Source organism: Streptomyces sp. NPDC002476 (assembly GCF_042889785.1).
In the GTDB taxonomy this organism is placed as follows: Bacteria; Actinomycetota; Actinomycetes; order Streptomycetales; family Streptomycetaceae; genus Streptomyces.
Genome location: NZ_JBIARH010000006.1, coordinates 194,500 through 210,149 on the forward strand (window position 1 = coordinate 194,500; position 15,650 = coordinate 210,149).

Annotated in this window: 11 protein-coding genes; all 11 read right to left on the bottom strand. The window is 72.0% G+C overall.

The window, feature by feature from the left end; all coding sequences use genetic code 11:
* Positions 1–35: 35 nt before the first annotated feature.
* Entirely contained in the window at positions 36–2,804 is a 2,769-nt protein-coding gene (locus ACFYXM_RS09930) for a SpoIIE family protein phosphatase (RefSeq protein WP_389288471.1), read from the bottom strand.
* Between the two features lie 164 nt (positions 2,805–2,968).
* Positions 2,969–4,516, bottom strand: coding sequence for a hypothetical protein (locus ACFYXM_RS09935; protein WP_389288472.1), 1,548 nt, complete (start codon positions 4,514–4,516; stop codon positions 2,969–2,971).
* A gap of 242 nt (positions 4,517–4,758) precedes the next feature.
* A complete protein-coding gene (cimA, locus tag ACFYXM_RS09940) occupies positions 4,759–6,372 on the bottom strand; it encodes a citramalate synthase (RefSeq protein WP_389288473.1) in 1,614 nt (537 codons plus the stop codon).
* Between the two features lie 278 nt (positions 6,373–6,650).
* Positions 6,651–7,994 (bottom strand): MFS transporter, encoded by a 1,344-nt coding sequence (locus tag ACFYXM_RS09945; protein WP_389288474.1) that lies wholly within the window; start codon positions 7,992–7,994, stop codon positions 6,651–6,653.
* Between the two features lie 56 nt (positions 7,995–8,050).
* Positions 8,051–8,680: a TetR/AcrR family transcriptional regulator gene (locus ACFYXM_RS09950; protein ID WP_389288475.1), complete on the bottom strand. Its 630-nt coding sequence runs from the start codon at positions 8,678–8,680 to the stop codon at positions 8,051–8,053.
* Positions 8,681–8,786: 106 nt separating this feature from the next.
* Positions 8,787–9,800: an agmatine/peptidylarginine deiminase gene (locus ACFYXM_RS09955; protein ID WP_389288476.1), complete on the bottom strand. Its 1,014-nt coding sequence runs from the start codon at positions 9,798–9,800 to the stop codon at positions 8,787–8,789.
* A gap of 131 nt (positions 9,801–9,931) precedes the next feature.
* Positions 9,932–11,629 carry an urease subunit alpha gene (locus ACFYXM_RS09960; protein WP_389288477.1) on the bottom strand — a complete coding sequence of 566 codons (1,698 nt, stop codon included), beginning with the start codon at positions 11,627–11,629 and terminating at the stop codon, positions 9,932–9,934.
* Complete coding sequence (ureA, locus tag ACFYXM_RS09965; RefSeq protein ID WP_389288478.1) at positions 11,626–12,396, bottom strand: urease subunit gamma; 771 nt, start codon at positions 12,394–12,396, stop codon at positions 11,626–11,628. Before ureA ends, ACFYXM_RS09960 begins: the two co-directional genes overlap by 4 nt.
* Before the next feature lie 244 nt (positions 12,397–12,640).
* Positions 12,641–13,729 (bottom strand): branched-chain amino acid aminotransferase, encoded by a 1,089-nt coding sequence (locus ACFYXM_RS09970; RefSeq protein ID WP_389288479.1) that lies wholly within the window; start codon positions 13,727–13,729, stop codon positions 12,641–12,643.
* Between the two features lie 409 nt (positions 13,730–14,138).
* Complete coding sequence (locus ACFYXM_RS09975) at positions 14,139–15,215, bottom strand: 3-isopropylmalate dehydrogenase (RefSeq protein WP_389288480.1); 1,077 nt, start codon at positions 15,213–15,215, stop codon at positions 14,139–14,141.
* Between the two features lie 94 nt (positions 15,216–15,309).
* Positions 15,310–15,438: a hypothetical protein gene (locus ACFYXM_RS09980; protein WP_274535421.1), complete on the bottom strand. Its 129-nt coding sequence runs from the start codon at positions 15,436–15,438 to the stop codon at positions 15,310–15,312.
* Positions 15,439–15,650 lie beyond the last annotated feature (212 nt).

The window sequence follows — 15,650 nt, forward strand, 5'->3', positions numbered from 1 at the left end:
GGCTCCGGCCCGTCGCGCCTGCCTCACCCGGTTCGTCACCGGCGCCGCGGCTCGTCACCGGCACCGGGCCGGCTGCCGTCCCCGCCACCACCGCTCCCCCCGGTCCCGCCGTTCTCGGCCCTGATCTCGGAGTCGTCCCCTGCATGCTCTCCGACTGTCTGCTCCGACCAGATCACCTTGCCGGTCTCGGTGTAGCGCGTGCCCCAGCGTTCGGCGAACTGGGCGACGAGGAACAGGCCCCGGCCGCCCTCGTCGGTCGTCGCCGCGTAGCGCAGGTGCGGTGACGTGTTACTGGTGTCGGACACCTCGCAGATCAGGCTGCGGTCGTACAGGAGGCGGACCCCGATCGGTCCGGTGCCGTAGCGCAGCGCGTTGGTGACGAGTTCGCTCAGGATCAGCTCTGTGGTGAAGGCCTCCTCGTCCAGGCCGTGCTCGGTGAGCCAGCCGGCGACGTTCTTGCGGACTCCCGCGACGGCTGCCGGGTCGGTGTCCACGGACCACTGCGCGACATGGTCGGGGTCGAGAGTGCGGGTATGGGCCACCAGGAGGGCCACGTCGTCGATCGGCGGGTCGGGCAGCATCGCTTCGAGCACGTCGTCGCAGGTCTCCTCCGGTGTCCGGTCGCGACCGGCGAGGGCGCCGCGCAGCAGCTCCAGGCCGGTGTCGATGTCCCGGTCGCGGCCCTCGACGAGGCCGTCCGTGTAGAGAATCAGACGGCTCCCCTCCGGGACGTGGAACTCGGCCACCTCGAAGGGCATGCCGCCGATGCCGAGAGGCAGGCCGGCCGGGACCTCGGGGCAGTCGACGGTGCCGTCCGGAAGGACCAGCACGGGTCCGGGGTGGCCGGCGCGGGCCACCGAGCAGTTCCCGGAGACCGCGTCGTAGATGGCGTACACACAGCCGGCTCCGGCGATCTCGGCGCCGCTGCCGGATGCTTGGTCCTGATCGATCCGGCTGACCAGCTCGTCGAGGTGTCCGAGGAGTTCGTCGGGCGCGAAGTCCAGCGCGGAGAAGTTATGGATGCCGGTGCGCAGCCGCCCCATGGTGGCGGCTGCGCTCAGTCCGTGTCCGACCACGTCACCGACGACCAGCGCGACCCGGGCTCCGGACAGCGGGATCACGTCGTACCAGTCGCCGCCCACCTCGGCGCGCGCCGGAAGGTAGCGGTGGGCGATGTCGAGGGCGTTCTGTTCGGGCAGGTCGCGCGGCAGCAGGCTGCGTTGCAGCGTCACGGCCATTTCGTGCTCGCGGGTGTAACGGCGGGCGTTGTCCACGTTGACGGCCGCTCGGGCCACCAGTTCCTCGGCGAAGGACTGGTCGTCGTCGTCGAACGGCTCGGAATCGCCCACGCGCCAGAAGTTGACCAGGCCCAGGACGACGCCACGTGCGTGCAGCGGTACGGAGAGCACCGAGTGGAGTCCGTATTCGAAGCTCTTCGCGGCCTGCTCCGGGTTCCAGTACCGCCATCCCAGCTGGGTGACGACCTCGGGTTCCAGCCCGGCTTCGCTGCTGTTCACGCGCATGGCCCTGATCCGGCCGGGGACGAAGCCGACCAGTTGGCCGACCGGGTACAGGGGCTGGTTCGGGTTCGTGGACGCGATGGCGGTGCGGCGCATGTCCATCGGGACATTCGACGGCAGGGACGGCCGGTCCCCCGGCAGCACGGGATCGGCCAGGTCGACGGTCGTGATGTCGGCGAAGCCGGGGGTCGCCACATCCGCCAGCTCCTGGGCCGTCCGGGTCACGTCGAGGGTGGTGCCGATCCGGGTGCTGGCCTCGTAGAGGAGCAGCAGGCGTTCGTGGACGAGTTCGGCCCTGCCCGTGACCTTGCGGAGTTCGGTGGTGTCCCGCAGGGTCGCCACTGCGCTGGACGCCCCGCCGGGTGCTCGCGTCGGTCGGACGTTGACAGCCAGCAGCCGGTTGCCGCTGCGCAGCACCTCGTCGGCGACGGTCCTGCCGGAGGCGAGCAGCTCGGCGGTGGCGGGGGCCAGCCCCAGGTCCGTCACGTCGCGGCCCTCGGCGTCGGGGGGCAGGTCGAGGAGTCTGCGGGCCTCGTCGTTGGCGAGTGTCAGCCGGTGGTCGGGGCCGACGATGAGGACTCCCTCGCGGACCGCGTGCAGCACCGCGTCGTGGTGCTCGTACATCCGGGTCATCTCGGCGGGTCCGAGCCCATGGGTCTGGCGGCGCAGCCGCCTGCTCACCAGGGCCGCGCCGCCCGTGGTGACGGCGAACGCGGCGGCCGCGGCTCCCACGCTCCATGGGATGGACCGGTCGGCGGCGCTGTTCACCGTCTCGACGGTGATTCCGACGGAGACCAGGCCGGCGATCGAACCGTCCGGCCTGGTCACGGGCACCATGGACTGGACCGCGGGGCCCCGGCTGCCGACGAGGGTCCGGGTGATTTCGTGTCCGGCCAGTACCTCCTTGTAGGGGCCGATGACATGCTTGCCGATCAGTGCGGGGTCGGGGTGGGTGTAACGGATGCCCTGGGTGTTGCCCACGACGACGTACTCGACATCGGCGTACTTGCGGACCTCCTCCGCGCGCGGCTGGAGGACGGCCGTGGGGTTCGCGCTGTCCAGCGCCGGAGCGATCCCCGGCGAGTGGGCGAATGTCTCGGCCACGCTCAGGGTGTGGGTCCGGGCCTCGTTCACGCTGTCTCGGTGCCCCTTGACCACCATCAGGGTCGCGGCGCTGGCGACGAGCAGGAGAACGAGCGCGAGCACGAGGAGGAAGACCTGACCGGCCAGCGTGCGCACGGTGAACAGCGAGCGCAGTTGCCGGGCCTGAGAGTGGTGGGTCATGTCCCGGCCGGACGGCGCTGGGGCGGTTCGGCCCGTGCCTCCTCCGTCGTGCCGATCTGGTCGACGGGCGGAGCCTCGCAGCCACACCTTGAATCGACCTATACCAGACATGTCTTCATATCTAGCATGATTCGCTCCTGCCCAGGACATCGCCGCTCAGCGACTCAGAACCCGCCGCCGTCGAAGCCACCGCCTCCCCCGAAGTCGCCGCCCCCGCCGAAACCTCCGCCGTCGAACCCGGACGGATCGAAGTCGGAGCCGGAGAAGTCCCCGCCGGCCCAGCCGCCGTCGGAGCCGAAGTCACCGCCGCCGTACTCCGCGGCGTACGCCGGGCTCGACAGCATGGAGCCGAGCACGGTGCCGAACAGCAGCCCGGGGAGCAGCCCGCTGCCGAAGTAGCCGCCCGCCCAGGGGCCGTAGGCGGGGCCCGCCTCCCAGTACGGGCGGTGGCGGCCGTCGTCCGTCTCGACGGTGCGGCTCAGCGGCTCCTCGCCCGCGCGCAGCCGGGCCCCGTCCGCCGCGCAGACCGGGACCTCGCGGGCCGTCCCCCCGGAGGGGGACCACCGGACATCGGTGACCGAGGGGCCGTGGCGCGGGTCGAAGAAGCACGGCGGGCGCCGGACCGGCGGTTCGCGGCCGGTGCGACGGGCCTCCAGCACGGCGAGGGAGAAGCGGCCGTCCTCCAGCGCCCGCGTCACCGCGCGCACGTCGGAAGGGTGGCGGGACCGGGCCATGAGGACCTTCGCGGTCTCGTAGGAGTCGAGGGCCCGTTCGTAGTCGGCGCGCATGGCGTCGTCGGCACCCGGCTCGGCGGGGTGGAAGTCGAGGCGCTCCAGGGCCTCGCCGTACGCGGTGATGTCCTCGTCGACGACCACCCGGAGCCTGTCGAGGGCGGCCCGCTCCTCCTCCGCCCTGCGCCTGCGGCCCCGCCGGGCGACCAGGTAGGCCGTGCCGCCGCCCAGCACCAGGATCGCGCCGAGCGCGATCAGTCCGGCGGCGGGGGGCCCGCCCCGCGCGGTGGAACCGCCCCAGGAGGCGGGGGCGCTGCCCCTGGCCTGCTCGACGACCCGGTCGACGAAGGCGTTCAGCTGGGTCGCGGCGTCGATGTCCGTCCCGGGCGTCTTCACGGCGGCGGTAAGATTCCGGACCGCCTGTGTGGGCATGACCTGCGGGTCGGCGCCCGCGGCGAACCCGTCGCCGAGACGGACCGCGTAGACACCGGTGATGCCGGTGTCGGTGCGCAGGGTGGGCAGCACGGTCTGTTCCGGGAAGGCCGCGGTCCGCGGCAGGACCGCCACGAACACGGGTTTGCCGGCGTCCTTGATCTTCCGCGCCAGGGACGCCGCCTGGCTCGGGGAGAGCTGATCGGCGGCGGCCGGGTCGACGTACACCGGGCTCTTGCGCAGCGCCCGCGCGACATCCTCGACGGTCGACGCGCCGACGGCCGCCCCGCGGCCCCGGTCCGACACGGCTGAGAAGGGCGGGACAGCCGGGACGGGCACGAGGGCCGGGGCGTGCGCGACGGGCGCGACGGGCGCGACGGGCGGAACATCCGGCACGGCTGAGCCGGCCGGGACAATCGGGGCCGCCCGGGCGGCCGGGACGACCGGGGCCGGTGGGGCGGTCGGGGCGTGCGCCGTGGCGGGCAGGGCCGACGACAGCACCAGCAGGAGCAGCCCGGCCAGCCAGATCAGGAACGTCCTGTTCCGCATACTTCGACGCTAACCCGGGCGGGCGAACCGCGCCCCGCCGGCCACCGGCCGCCGCCCGCCGCCTCGCCGACGCTGCCGCCCCACCGGCCGTCACCTCGCCGAGGCGCCGCCGTGCCACCCGCCACCGGCCGCCCCGTCGGGCTGCGTCCCACCGGTGGATGCCCCGCCGGGACGCCGCCGCGCCGCCGTGCTTACGACCTGGGGAGCCATGGGGAGCGGGCTCCCCATGGCTCCCCAGGTGGTTACTCCGTGGGCTCGATCCCGGCCCGCAGCAGCCCGTACGTGTACGCGTCCTCCAGCGCCTGCCAGGACGCCGCGATGACGTTCTCCGCCACGCCGACCGTCGCCCACTCGCCGTTGCCGTCGCTCGTGGTGATGAGGACGCGCGTGGTGGACTCCGTGCCGGTGCGGCCTTCGAGGATGCGGACCTTGTAGTCGACCAGTTCCAGCTTGGCCAGCTGCGGGTGGATCCGCTCCAGCGCCACGCGCAGCGCCCGGTCGAGGGCGTTGACCGGGCCGTTGCCCTCGGCGGTGGCGACGATCCGCTCGCCCTTGGCCCAGAGCTTCACGGTCGCCTCGTTGGCGTGCGTGCCGTCGGGGCGGTTCTCGACGATGGCCCGCCAGGACTCGGTGCGGAAGTAGCATCGGCGGCGGCCCTCGGCCTCGGCGCGCAGCAGCAGTTCGAAGGACGCGTCGGCCGCCTCGTAGGTGTAGCCCCTCAGCTCGCGCTCCTTGACGCGCTCGACGACCCGGCCGACGAGTTCGCGGTCGCCGCCGAGGTCGATGCCGAGCTCCTTGCCCTTGAGCTCGATGGAGGCGCGGCCCGCCATGTCGGAGACCAGCATCCGCATGGTGTTGCCGACCAGCGCGGGATCGATGTGCTGGTAGAGGTCCGGGTCGACCTTGATCGCGGAGGCGTGCAGCCCGGCCTTGTGGGCGAAGGCGGAGACGCCGACGTAGGGCTGGTGGGTGGACGGGGTGAGGTTGACGACCTCGGCGATCGCGTGCGAGACGCGGGTCATGTCGGCCAGCGCGCCCTCGGGCAGGACGGTCTTGCCGTACTTGAGCTCCAGGGCGGCGACGACGGGGAAGAGGTTGGCGTTGCCGACGCGCTCGCCGTAGCCGTTGGCGGTGCACTGGACGTGGGTGGCGCCCGCGTCGACGGCGGCCAGGGTGTTGGCGACGGCGCAGCCGGTGTCGTCCTGGGCGTGGATGCCGAGCCGGGCGCCGGTGTCGGCGAGCACGGTGGAGACGGTGGCCTGGACCTGGGCGGGGAGCATGCCGCCGTTGGTGTCGCAGAGGATGACGACGTCCGCGCCGGCCTCGGCGGCGGCGCGGACCACGGACTTGGCGTACTCGGGGTTGGCGCGGTAGCCGTCGAAGAAGTGCTCGCAGTCCACGAAGACCCGGCGGCCCTGTTCGCGCAGGTGGGAGACGGTGTCGCGGACCATCTCCAGGTTCTCTTCGAGGGTGGTGCGCAGGGCGAGTTCCACATGGCGGTCGTGGGACTTGGCGACCAGGGTGATCACTTGGGCGCCTGAGTCCAGCAGCGCCTTGACCTGGGGGTCCTCCGCGGCCTTGCCGCCCGGCCTGCGGGTCGCGCCGAAGGCGACCAGCTGGGCGTTCCTGAACTCGATCTCCTGCCGGGCGCGGGCGAAGAACTCGGTGTCACGGGGGTTGGCGCCGGGCCAGCCGCCCTCGATGAAGCCCACGCCGAAGTCGTCCAGGTACCGGGCGATCGTGAGCTTGTCAGCGACCGTCAGATTGATGCCTTCACGCTGGGCCCCGTCGCGCAGCGTGGTGTCGAAGACATGGAAGCCGTCGTCGGTGGCCTGGGCCGTGGCCTTGGTGGTCATGCTGGTCTGACTCCTGTCGGATGAGTGGATCCGGACGATCTGGCTCCACTTGCCCCCATCATCCCGCGTGCCTCGCCCCGGCCGTGGTGAGGGCCGGAAAACGAAAAAACCCCTCGCGGGTGCGAGAGGTCTGCGCGCGGGTCTGGGGCACGGTGGCCGTGCCGCACGGGGTGGTGCGGGACGGTCACTGCGGACCGGCGCGCCTGTTGCCAATAATCATGACGAACGAGGGCACGGAAGCAGTGTCGCACAGGGTCGCCTCCGTGCCGTGACATGTCTCAGGATGCGGGCGTGACGCTCGTGGTCCCGGCGGCGCCGGAGGGCTCCGCCCGTTCCGCCCCCGGCCTTCCGGTGCCGACCCTCCCGAGGTCGATGTCCCGGGTCTCCCGCATCGTGAGATAGACGACCAGGGAGACCGCGGCGCAGCCGGCCACGTACCAGTAGAAGCCGGACTCCGCCCCCGCCTTCTTGAACCAGAGGGCCACGTACTCGGCGGTGCCGCCGAAGAGCGCGTTGGCGAGGGCGTAGGGGAGCGCGACGCCGAGGGCGCGGATGCCCGTCGGGAAGAGTTCGGCCTTCACACAGGCGTTGATGGAGGTGTAGCCGGTGACGACGACCAGGGCGAGGAGCGCCAGCCCGAAGGCGGGCCAGAAGGTTCCGGCGTGCCGGAGCAGCGTCATGATCGGCACGGTCAGGAAGGTGGAGCCGATCGCGAAGGTGATCAGCAGCGGGCGGCGGCCGATCCGGTCGGAGAGCAGTCCGGCGAGCGGCTGGAGGCACATGAAGACGAAGAGGGCGCAGAAGCTGACGAGCGAGGCGGTGGACTTCTCCATCCCGGCGCTCCTGGAGAGGAACTTGGTCAGATAGGTCGTGTACGTGTAGTACGCGACGGTGCCGCCCATGGTCAGGGCCATCACCAGGAACGCCTCGCGCCTGTGCCGCCACAGCGCCCTCAGCGTGCCCCGGTCGCGCTGCTCGGCGGCGCCCGACTCGGCGTACACCTCGGTCTCCAGCATCGAGCGGCGCAGGTAGAAGACGACCGCGGCACCGAGCGCGCCGATGATGAAGGGAATCCGCCAGCCCCAGCTGTGCAGGGCCGCCTCGGACATGGTGCGCTGCATGACGATCTGGAGGCCGAGGCCGACGAGTTGGCCGGCGGTCATGGACACGTACTGGAAGCTGGAGGCGAAGCCGCGCCGGCCGGGGGCGGACGCCTCGGTGAGGTAGGTGGCGCTGGCGGCGTATTCGCCGCCGACGGAGAGGCCCTGGAGGAGCCGGGCCAGCAGGAGCACGGCGACCCCGCCGTATCCCGCGGTGTCGTACGTCGGCGCGGCGGCGATGAGGACCGCGGAGGCCGACATGAGGGTGACGGTCAGGGTGAGCGCGGCCTTGCGGCCTCTGCGGTCACCGATCCGGCCGAGCAGCCAGCCGCCGACCGGTCTCATGAAGAAGCCCACGGCGAAGATGCCCATGGTGTTCATGAGGTTGGCGGTCTCGTTGCCCTCGGGGAAGAACGAATCCGCGAAGTAGACGGCGAAGGTCGCGTACACGAACCAGTCGAACCACTCGACCATGTTGCCCGCGGAGCCGATCCAGATCTTCTTCCACTGCTCTCGTCCCATGGTCCGCCACCGTGCCCGAACGGCCGGGAGCGCGACAAGGGCGCAACGGGCAACGATCACACGTACTCAGAGGTCGGCGGCTGCGGGGCGATGAGTGATTCTTCGATGAACTCCCGCACCTGGTCGAGGACTTGAGTCCGTCCGGTACCGGGCAGACCGACCGCGACATGGACGCTGAACCCGTCGAGCAGGGCCCGCAGCCGGGTGGCGAACCGTTCGGCGTCGACGGCACGGAACTCCCCGCGCGAGGCCCCCTCCGCGAGCAGCGCCACCAGGTCCCGGTGCCAGGCGTCCTCGATCGCGGACTGCCGGGCGCGGGCGTTGTCGTCGGCGTTCTGCGAGCGGTTCCAGACCTCCAGCCAGAGCGTCCAGTGCGGGTCGCGGGGGCCGTCGGGGAGATACAGGCCCAGGTACGCGTCGAGCCGTTCGCACACCGTCCCGGGCCCGGCCAGCAGAGTGCGCCGCCGCTCGCCGAGCCGGCCCTCGCTCCACTCCAGGGTGCGAAGCAGCAGTTCGTCCTTGGTGCGGAAGTAGTAGAGGAGGTGGCCGCTGCTCATGCCGACCTCACGGCCCAGCCCGGCCATGGTGAGGCCGTCGAGGCCCCGTTCGGCGATGGTGGCCATGGCGGCGGCCAGCACCTCCTCGCGGGGCGGGGCGGTGTTGCGACGGCGTGGGGCGGAGGGCACGGTTCGGACCTTCGGCTGCTGTTGGCGGGTGGCCTCGGTCGTCGGGACCCTCGGCCGCGGTGGTGGGCCTGCCTCGGTCTCGGACCTTCGGCCGCTGCTGGACGGTTCAGACCCTCGGCTGCTGCTGGGTGATGCAGTGGATGCCTCCACCGCCCGCGAAGATCGTACGCGCGTCGACGAGGGTGACCGTGCGGTCGGGGAACAGTTCCCGGAAGATCGCCGCCGCCTCCTCGTCGCGCGGGTCGTCGAAGGCGCACAGGACCACGCCGCCGTTGCAGAGGTAGTGGTTGATGTAGGAGTAGTCGACCCACTCCCCCTCGGCCTCCAGCACGGTGGGGGCGGGGACCTCCACGACGTCCAGGGAGCGGCCCCGGGCGTCGGTGGCGGCGCGCAGGATGCGGACGGTCTCGCGGGTGATCTCGTGGTCGGGGTGGGCCGGGTCCGGCTGGACGTGGACGACGACGGTGCCCGGGCGGGCGAAGGCGGCGACGATGTCGACGTGCCCGAGGGTGCCGTACGTGCCGTAGTCGCCGGACAGTCCGCGCGGCAGCCAGATGGCCTTCTCGGTGCCGAGCCGGGCGTGGATCTCGGCCTCGACCTGCTCGCGGGTCCAGCCGGGGTTGCGCTCCGGGCCGAGCTGGACGGTCTCGGTGAGCAGCACGGTGCCCTCGCCGTCGACGTGGAGGGCGCCGCCCTCGTTGACGAGCGGCGAGCCGTGCACGGGGACGTCGGCGAGTCCGGCGACGGCGCGCGCGATGTGCTGGTCGTGCTCCCAGCGGGCCCAGTCCTGGGCGCCCCAGCCGTTGAACGTCCAGTCGACGGCGGCCAGTCGGTGCCCGTCGGTGACGAAGGTGGGGCCGATGTCGCGCATCCAGGCGTCGTCGAGCGGGCGGACCGCCAGGTCGATGTCCGGGCCGAGGAGCTCGCGGGCGCCGTCCTGCTGACCGGGGCCGACGACCATCGTGACGGGTTCGAAGCGGCGGACGGCGCGGGCGACGGCGGCCCAGGCGTGCCGGGCCTCGTCCAGTTCGGCCTCGGTGGCGAAGGTGGGGTTGGGGCCCGGCCAGGCCATCCAGGTGCGCTCGTGCGGGGCCCACTCGGGGGGCATGCGGAAGGTCATGGAGTGTCCTTGAGTGATTCTCGGGTGTTCGGGGAGACGGGTCACCGGGAGGCGCCCGGCCGCCGAACGGCGCCGAACGCCGGGGAGCGCCGGGCGTGGAGGGAACGCCGGGTACCGGGGAGCTTGGGGAGTCAGAGGAAGTAGAGGCGGTTGAGGGAGACGGACTCGGCGGGCTCGGAACGCAGCGGGTCGCCGTCCAGCGTGACCAGGCCGCTGCGGGTGTTCACGTCGACCGCTCCGGTACGGGAGTTGTGGACGAGGTCGCCGGGGCCGATGCCGCGGGTGCCGCGTACGCCGACGCGGCACCGCCGGGTGGGCATCAGGTCCGCGCCCAGCTCGGTCGCCGCCTGCGAGACGAAGGCCACGGAGAGGTCGGCGGCGGTCGCCCCGTACGCCCCGAACTGCGGTCCGAGGACGAGGGGTTCGCAGGTGTCGGTGGCGGCGTTCGGGTCGCCCGTGACCCCGTACGCCGGGAATCCGGCCTTCAGCACGAGCTGCGGTTTGGCGCCGAAGAACTCGGGCCGCCACAGCACGATGTCGGCGAGCTTGCCGGTCTCGATGGAGCCGACCTCGTGCGCGAGGCCATGGGCGATGGCGGGGTTGATGGTGAGCTTGGCGATGTAGCGCAGCACCCGGGCGTTGTCGTCCGCCGGTCCGTCGCCGTCCAGAGGCCCGCGCTCCGCCTTCATCTTCCCGGCCATCGCGAAGGTGCGGCGCACCGTCTCCCCGGCACGTCCCATGCCCTGCGCGTCGGAGGAGGTGATGCCGATGGCGCCCAGGTCGTGCAGCACGTCCTCGGCGCCCATCGTCCCGGCCCGGATCCGGTCCCGGGCCATGGCGGCGTCGCCCGGCAGGTCGGTCTTGAGGTCGTGCACGGAGACGATCATCCCGTAGTGCTCGGCGACGGCGTCCCGGCCGAAGGGCAGCGTCGGGTTGGTGGACGAGCCGATGACGTTCTCGACGCCCGCCATCCTGAGGACGTTGGGGACGTGTCCGCCGCCGCAGCCCTCGATGTGGAAGGCGTGGACGGTACGGCCTTCGAGGACGCGCAGGGTGTCCTCGACCGACAGGCACTCGTTCAGCCCGTCGCTGTGCAGGGCGACCTGTACGTCGTGCTCCTCGGCCACGCGCAGCGCGGTGTCCAGGGCGCGGGCATGGGCGCCCATGTCCTCGTGGACCTTGAAGCCGCAGGCCCCGCCCTCGGCGAGCGCCTCGACCAGGGGGGCGCTTCCGGAGGACGAACCCCGGCCCAGGAAGCCGATGTTGACCGGCCAGGCGTCGAAGGCGTTGAACGCGTGGCGCAGCGCCCAGGGCGAGTTGACGCCGACGCCCCAGACCGGGCCGAACTCCTGGCCGATGATCGTGGTGACGCCCGAGGCGAGCGATGCCTCCATGATCCGCGGCGAGAGCAGGTGGACGTGCGTGTCGACGGCGCCCGCCGTGGCGATCATCCCCTCCCCGGAGACGATGGTGGTGCCGGTGCCCACGACGACGTCGACGCCGTCGAGGGTGTCCGGGTTGCCCGCCCGCCCGATGGCCGCGATGCGTCCCTCGCGGATGCCGACCGAGACCTTGCGGACGCCCTGCACGGCGTCGATGACCAGGACGTTGCTGATGACGACGTCACAGGTGTCGCGAACGGCCGCCGCCTTGAGGTGCAGCCCGTCGCGGGCGGTCTTGCCGAACCCGGCGAGGAACTCGTCGCCGTACGCCTGGGCGTCGGACTCGACACGCACGGTCAGCCCGGAGTCGCCGAGCCGGACCAGGTCCCCGGCGCGCGGGCCGTGCACGGAGGCGTACTCGTGTCCGTCGATTCCGTCGATGCTCATCGCCGCCCTCCTCGTTCGGTGCCGTGTCCGGATTCCGCCGCGCCGTCCGGCTCCGGCGCCGGTACGTCCTCCCGTTCGGGCGCCGGGCCGGCGCCCAGGTAGCCGCAGGCCGCCGCGCGCCTCAGGGCCTCCTCGCGCGCTCCGGGCGCGTCGAGCGGGCCGTCGACGAGCCCGGCGAATCCGATGGCGATCCGGTCCCCGCCGATGGGCACCAGCCCCACCTCGACGCTCTCCCCCGGCCCGAACCGGACGGAGGACCCGGCTGGGACGCACAGCCGCGTCCCGTACGCGGCGGACCGGTCGAAGTCGAGCCGGGGGTTCGCCTCGAAGAAGTGGAAGTGCGAGGTCACGGAGACCGGGACGGTCGCGGTGTTGCGGACGGTCAGTCGCGTTGCGGGCTCGGGCCCGGGGGTGACGGGACCGGGGACGACGGCCCCGGGAGCGTCCTCACCGAGTCCGGCGCCGTCGCCCAGCGGGCTGGGCACCACGGCGAGCCGCGAACCGTCGTCGAAGACGGCCTCCACGTGGACCTCGGTGACGACGTCCGCGACGCCCGGCAGCACGTCGTCGGGCCCGAGCACGGAGCGCCCCGCCTCGATGGCCTCGGCGAGCCTGCGCCCGTCGCGGGCCGCCTCGCAGACCGTGTCCGCGATCAGTGCCGTCGCCTCGGGGACATTGAGCCGCAGCCCTCGGGCGCGGCGGGCCCGGGCCAGTTCGGCGGCGCCGAACAGCAGCAGCCGGTCCCGTTCCGTCGGGGTCAGTCGCACGCCTGCACACCTCCTGTTTAGAGCAGCACTCTAACCATGAGGGGAGGGAATTGGGAAAGATGCCTTCACCACATTCGAGTGCTGCTCGACAGCTCTCGGCGACGGGCGGAGCTGCGGTCGGCGCGACGGGCGGACACGACGAAGGCCGCGCCCGGCATGGAGCCGGGCGCGACCTTGGGGTCGTACGCACCAGACGCCGCACGGCCCGGCCTTCGGCCGAACGACGCCACTTCGAAGGCAGGACCTAGCCGAGCGGGTGCATCCAGCCGTGGGTGTCCTCGGCGACCCCGCGCTGGATGTCCAGCAGCCGTTCACGCAGCTTCAGCGTGACCTCGCCGGGACCGCCGTCGCCCTGGGCCCACTCGCCGCCCTCGCACTTGACGGTGCCGACGGGGGTGATGACGGCGGCGGTTCCGCAGGCGAAGACCTCCGTGAGGGTGCCCTTCTCGGTGTCCTCGCGCCACTGGCCGATGGAGACCCGGCCCTCCTCGGACTCGTAGCCGAGGTCGCGGGCGACCGTGAGCAGCGAGTCACGGGTGACGCCGGCCAGCAGCGAACCGGTCAGGGTCGGGGTGACGATCTTGTTCCCGTACACGAAGTACAGGTTCATGCCACCGAGCTCCTCGACCCACTTGTGCTCGACCGCGTCGAGGTAGGCGACCTGGTCGCAGCCCTTCTCGCTCGCCTCGGCCTGGGCGAGGAGGGAGGCGGCGTAGTTGCCGCCGGTCTTGGCGTCGCCCATGCCGCCGGGGACGGCTCGCACCCGGTTCTCGGAGAGCCAGATGGAGACCGGCTTGACGCCGCCGGGGAAGTAGGCACCGGCCGGGGATGCGATGACGACGAAGAGGTACTCGTTGGCGGGCTTCACCCCGAGACCGACCTCGCTCGCGATCATGAACGGGCGCAGGTAGAGCGACTCCTCGCCGCCGTGCGCCGGAACCCATGCCTTGTCCTGCTGGACCAGCAGGTCGCACGCCTCGATGAATGTCTCGACCGGCAGCTCCGGCATGGCCAGCCGGCGCGCCGACGCCTGGAACCGCCGGGCGTTCGCGTCGGGGCGGAACGTGGCGACGGAGCCGTCGGGCCGGCGGTACGCCTTGAGCCCCTCGAAGATCTCCTGGGCGTAGTGGAGCACGGTGGTCGCGGGGTCGAGGGAGAGCGGACCGTAGGGGACGAGCTGGCCGTCGTGCCAGCCCCGGCCCTCGGTCCACCGGATCGTCACCATGTGGTCGGTGAAGTACCGGCCGAATCCCGGCTTGGCGAGAATGGCCTCGCGCTCCGCGTCGGACAGCGGGTTCGAGGAGGGCTTGAGCTCGATCGTGGGCGTCGTCATGAGTGCGTGTCCTTCACCTGTCGTGATGTGTGGGACCGCACACGCGCCGCTCCTGCCGGGCGGGCGCCGGGACGTCCGGATCCGGACCGGCCCGCACACGAAGGGTGGGCGTCACGGGTCCTGGCGCGCCTCTCCGCCGCGGTGTCGCCCCTCAGCATGGTCGTGAATCGGCCATGTGCGGTCCGTCACCCGGCAGCCGCGCGCCCCGGTTCCCGCTTCGCTTTCCACCCTTCATGCGCCGGTCTGTCCGGCCGCGAGTCGCGGCCCCGTTCGATTATCGCCCCCGGGAGGCCGCGCACGAAATGACGCGAATGCGGTCCTGTGCTCGGTGGTGACACCCGGGACCGCACAGAAGAAGCCGCCGGGTGCTGTCTGCGACCCGGCGGCCTCGATACACGGAGTCGTCGGGTCAGCTCGCTACGCGTACCGCGAGCGCGTCGCCGATCTGGTCGGTGGTACGGGGCGATCCGCCTCCCCCGGAGCCTTCAGGGCCCGGGAGGTGCCCCCCTCGCTCCGCCAGGTCGGCGGAGACGGCGTCCTCGATACGGGCGGCCTCGGCCTCGTGTCCGAGGTGGCGCAGCAGGAGGGCGACGGAGAGGATCGTGGCCGTCGGGTCGGCCTTGCCCCGGCCCGCGATGTCGGGCGCGGAGCCGTGGACCGGTTCGAACATCGACGGGAAGTCGCCCGTCGGGTTGATGTTGCCGGAGGCGGCCAGGCCGATGCCACCGGTCACGGCGGCGGCGAGGTCGGTGAGGATGTCACCGAAGAGGTTGTCGGTGACGATGACGTCGAAGCGCTCCGGCTGGGTGACGAAGAAGATCGTCGCGGCGTCGACGTGCAGGTAGTCGGTGGTGACCTCGGGGTACTCGGCCGCGACCTTGTCGAAGATGTTCTTCCACATGTGGCCCGCGTACACGAGGACGTTGTTCTTGTGAACGAGCGTCAGCTTCTTGCGCGGGCGGGCGGCGGCCCGCTCGAACGCGTCACGGACGACGCGCTCGACGCCGTAGGCGGTGTTGACACTGACCTCGGTGGCGACCTCGTGCTCCGTACCGGTGCGCAGCGAGCCGCCGTTGCCGGTGTACGGGCCCTCGGTGCCCTCGCGGACCACGACGAAGTCGATGTCCGGACGGCCCGCCAGCGGGGTCGCGGTGTTCGGGAACAGCTTCGACGGACGCAGGTTGACGAAGTGGTCGAAGGCGAACCGCAGCTTCAGCAGGAGCCCGCGCTCCAGGACGCCGGACGGCACGGAGGGGTCCCCGATCGCGCCGAGCAGGATGGCGTCGTGGCCCTTGAGGGCTTCGAGTTCCGCGTCCGGCAGGGTTTCGCCGGTGCGGTGCCAGCGCCGGGCGCCGAGGTCGTACTCCTTGGTCTCCAGCTTCACATCCTGCGGGAGAACGGCCCTGAGGACCTTGAGGCCCTGGGCCACGACCTCCTGGCCGATGCCGTCACCGGGGATCACTGCGAGATTGATGCTGCGAGACATGTCCGCACCTTACTGCGCGTCCCACCCCATGACACGACGCGTCCATCATGTGGACGCGTCGGCAGCTGTCACGCGGTCGGGGACCCCGCTGCTGTCAGTGCCCCGTGGAGCCGCCGTTGTCCCTGCGGTCGAGGGCGCGCTGGAGGGCGGCGGCGGCGTTCCGGCGCTCCGACTCGGTCGGGCGGTGGGTGTGACGGACGCGGCGGGCGGTCGTCTCGGCCATGATGGATCGACTCCTTGAGATCGCGAGGACTTCGAGATCGAAAAACCGTGAACGTGATGTCGAGATCGGGATTTCGAGGCGCCGGAAGGGGCGGGGAGTCGGCGCCGCAGGGGTTGCCTGCGCGGGGCGCGCGCACTCACGACCGCCGGTCGCTGGATCGAGCGAGACGTTCGGCTCCTACAAAGCTAGGACAGCCCGGCCGGTCTGTCTCC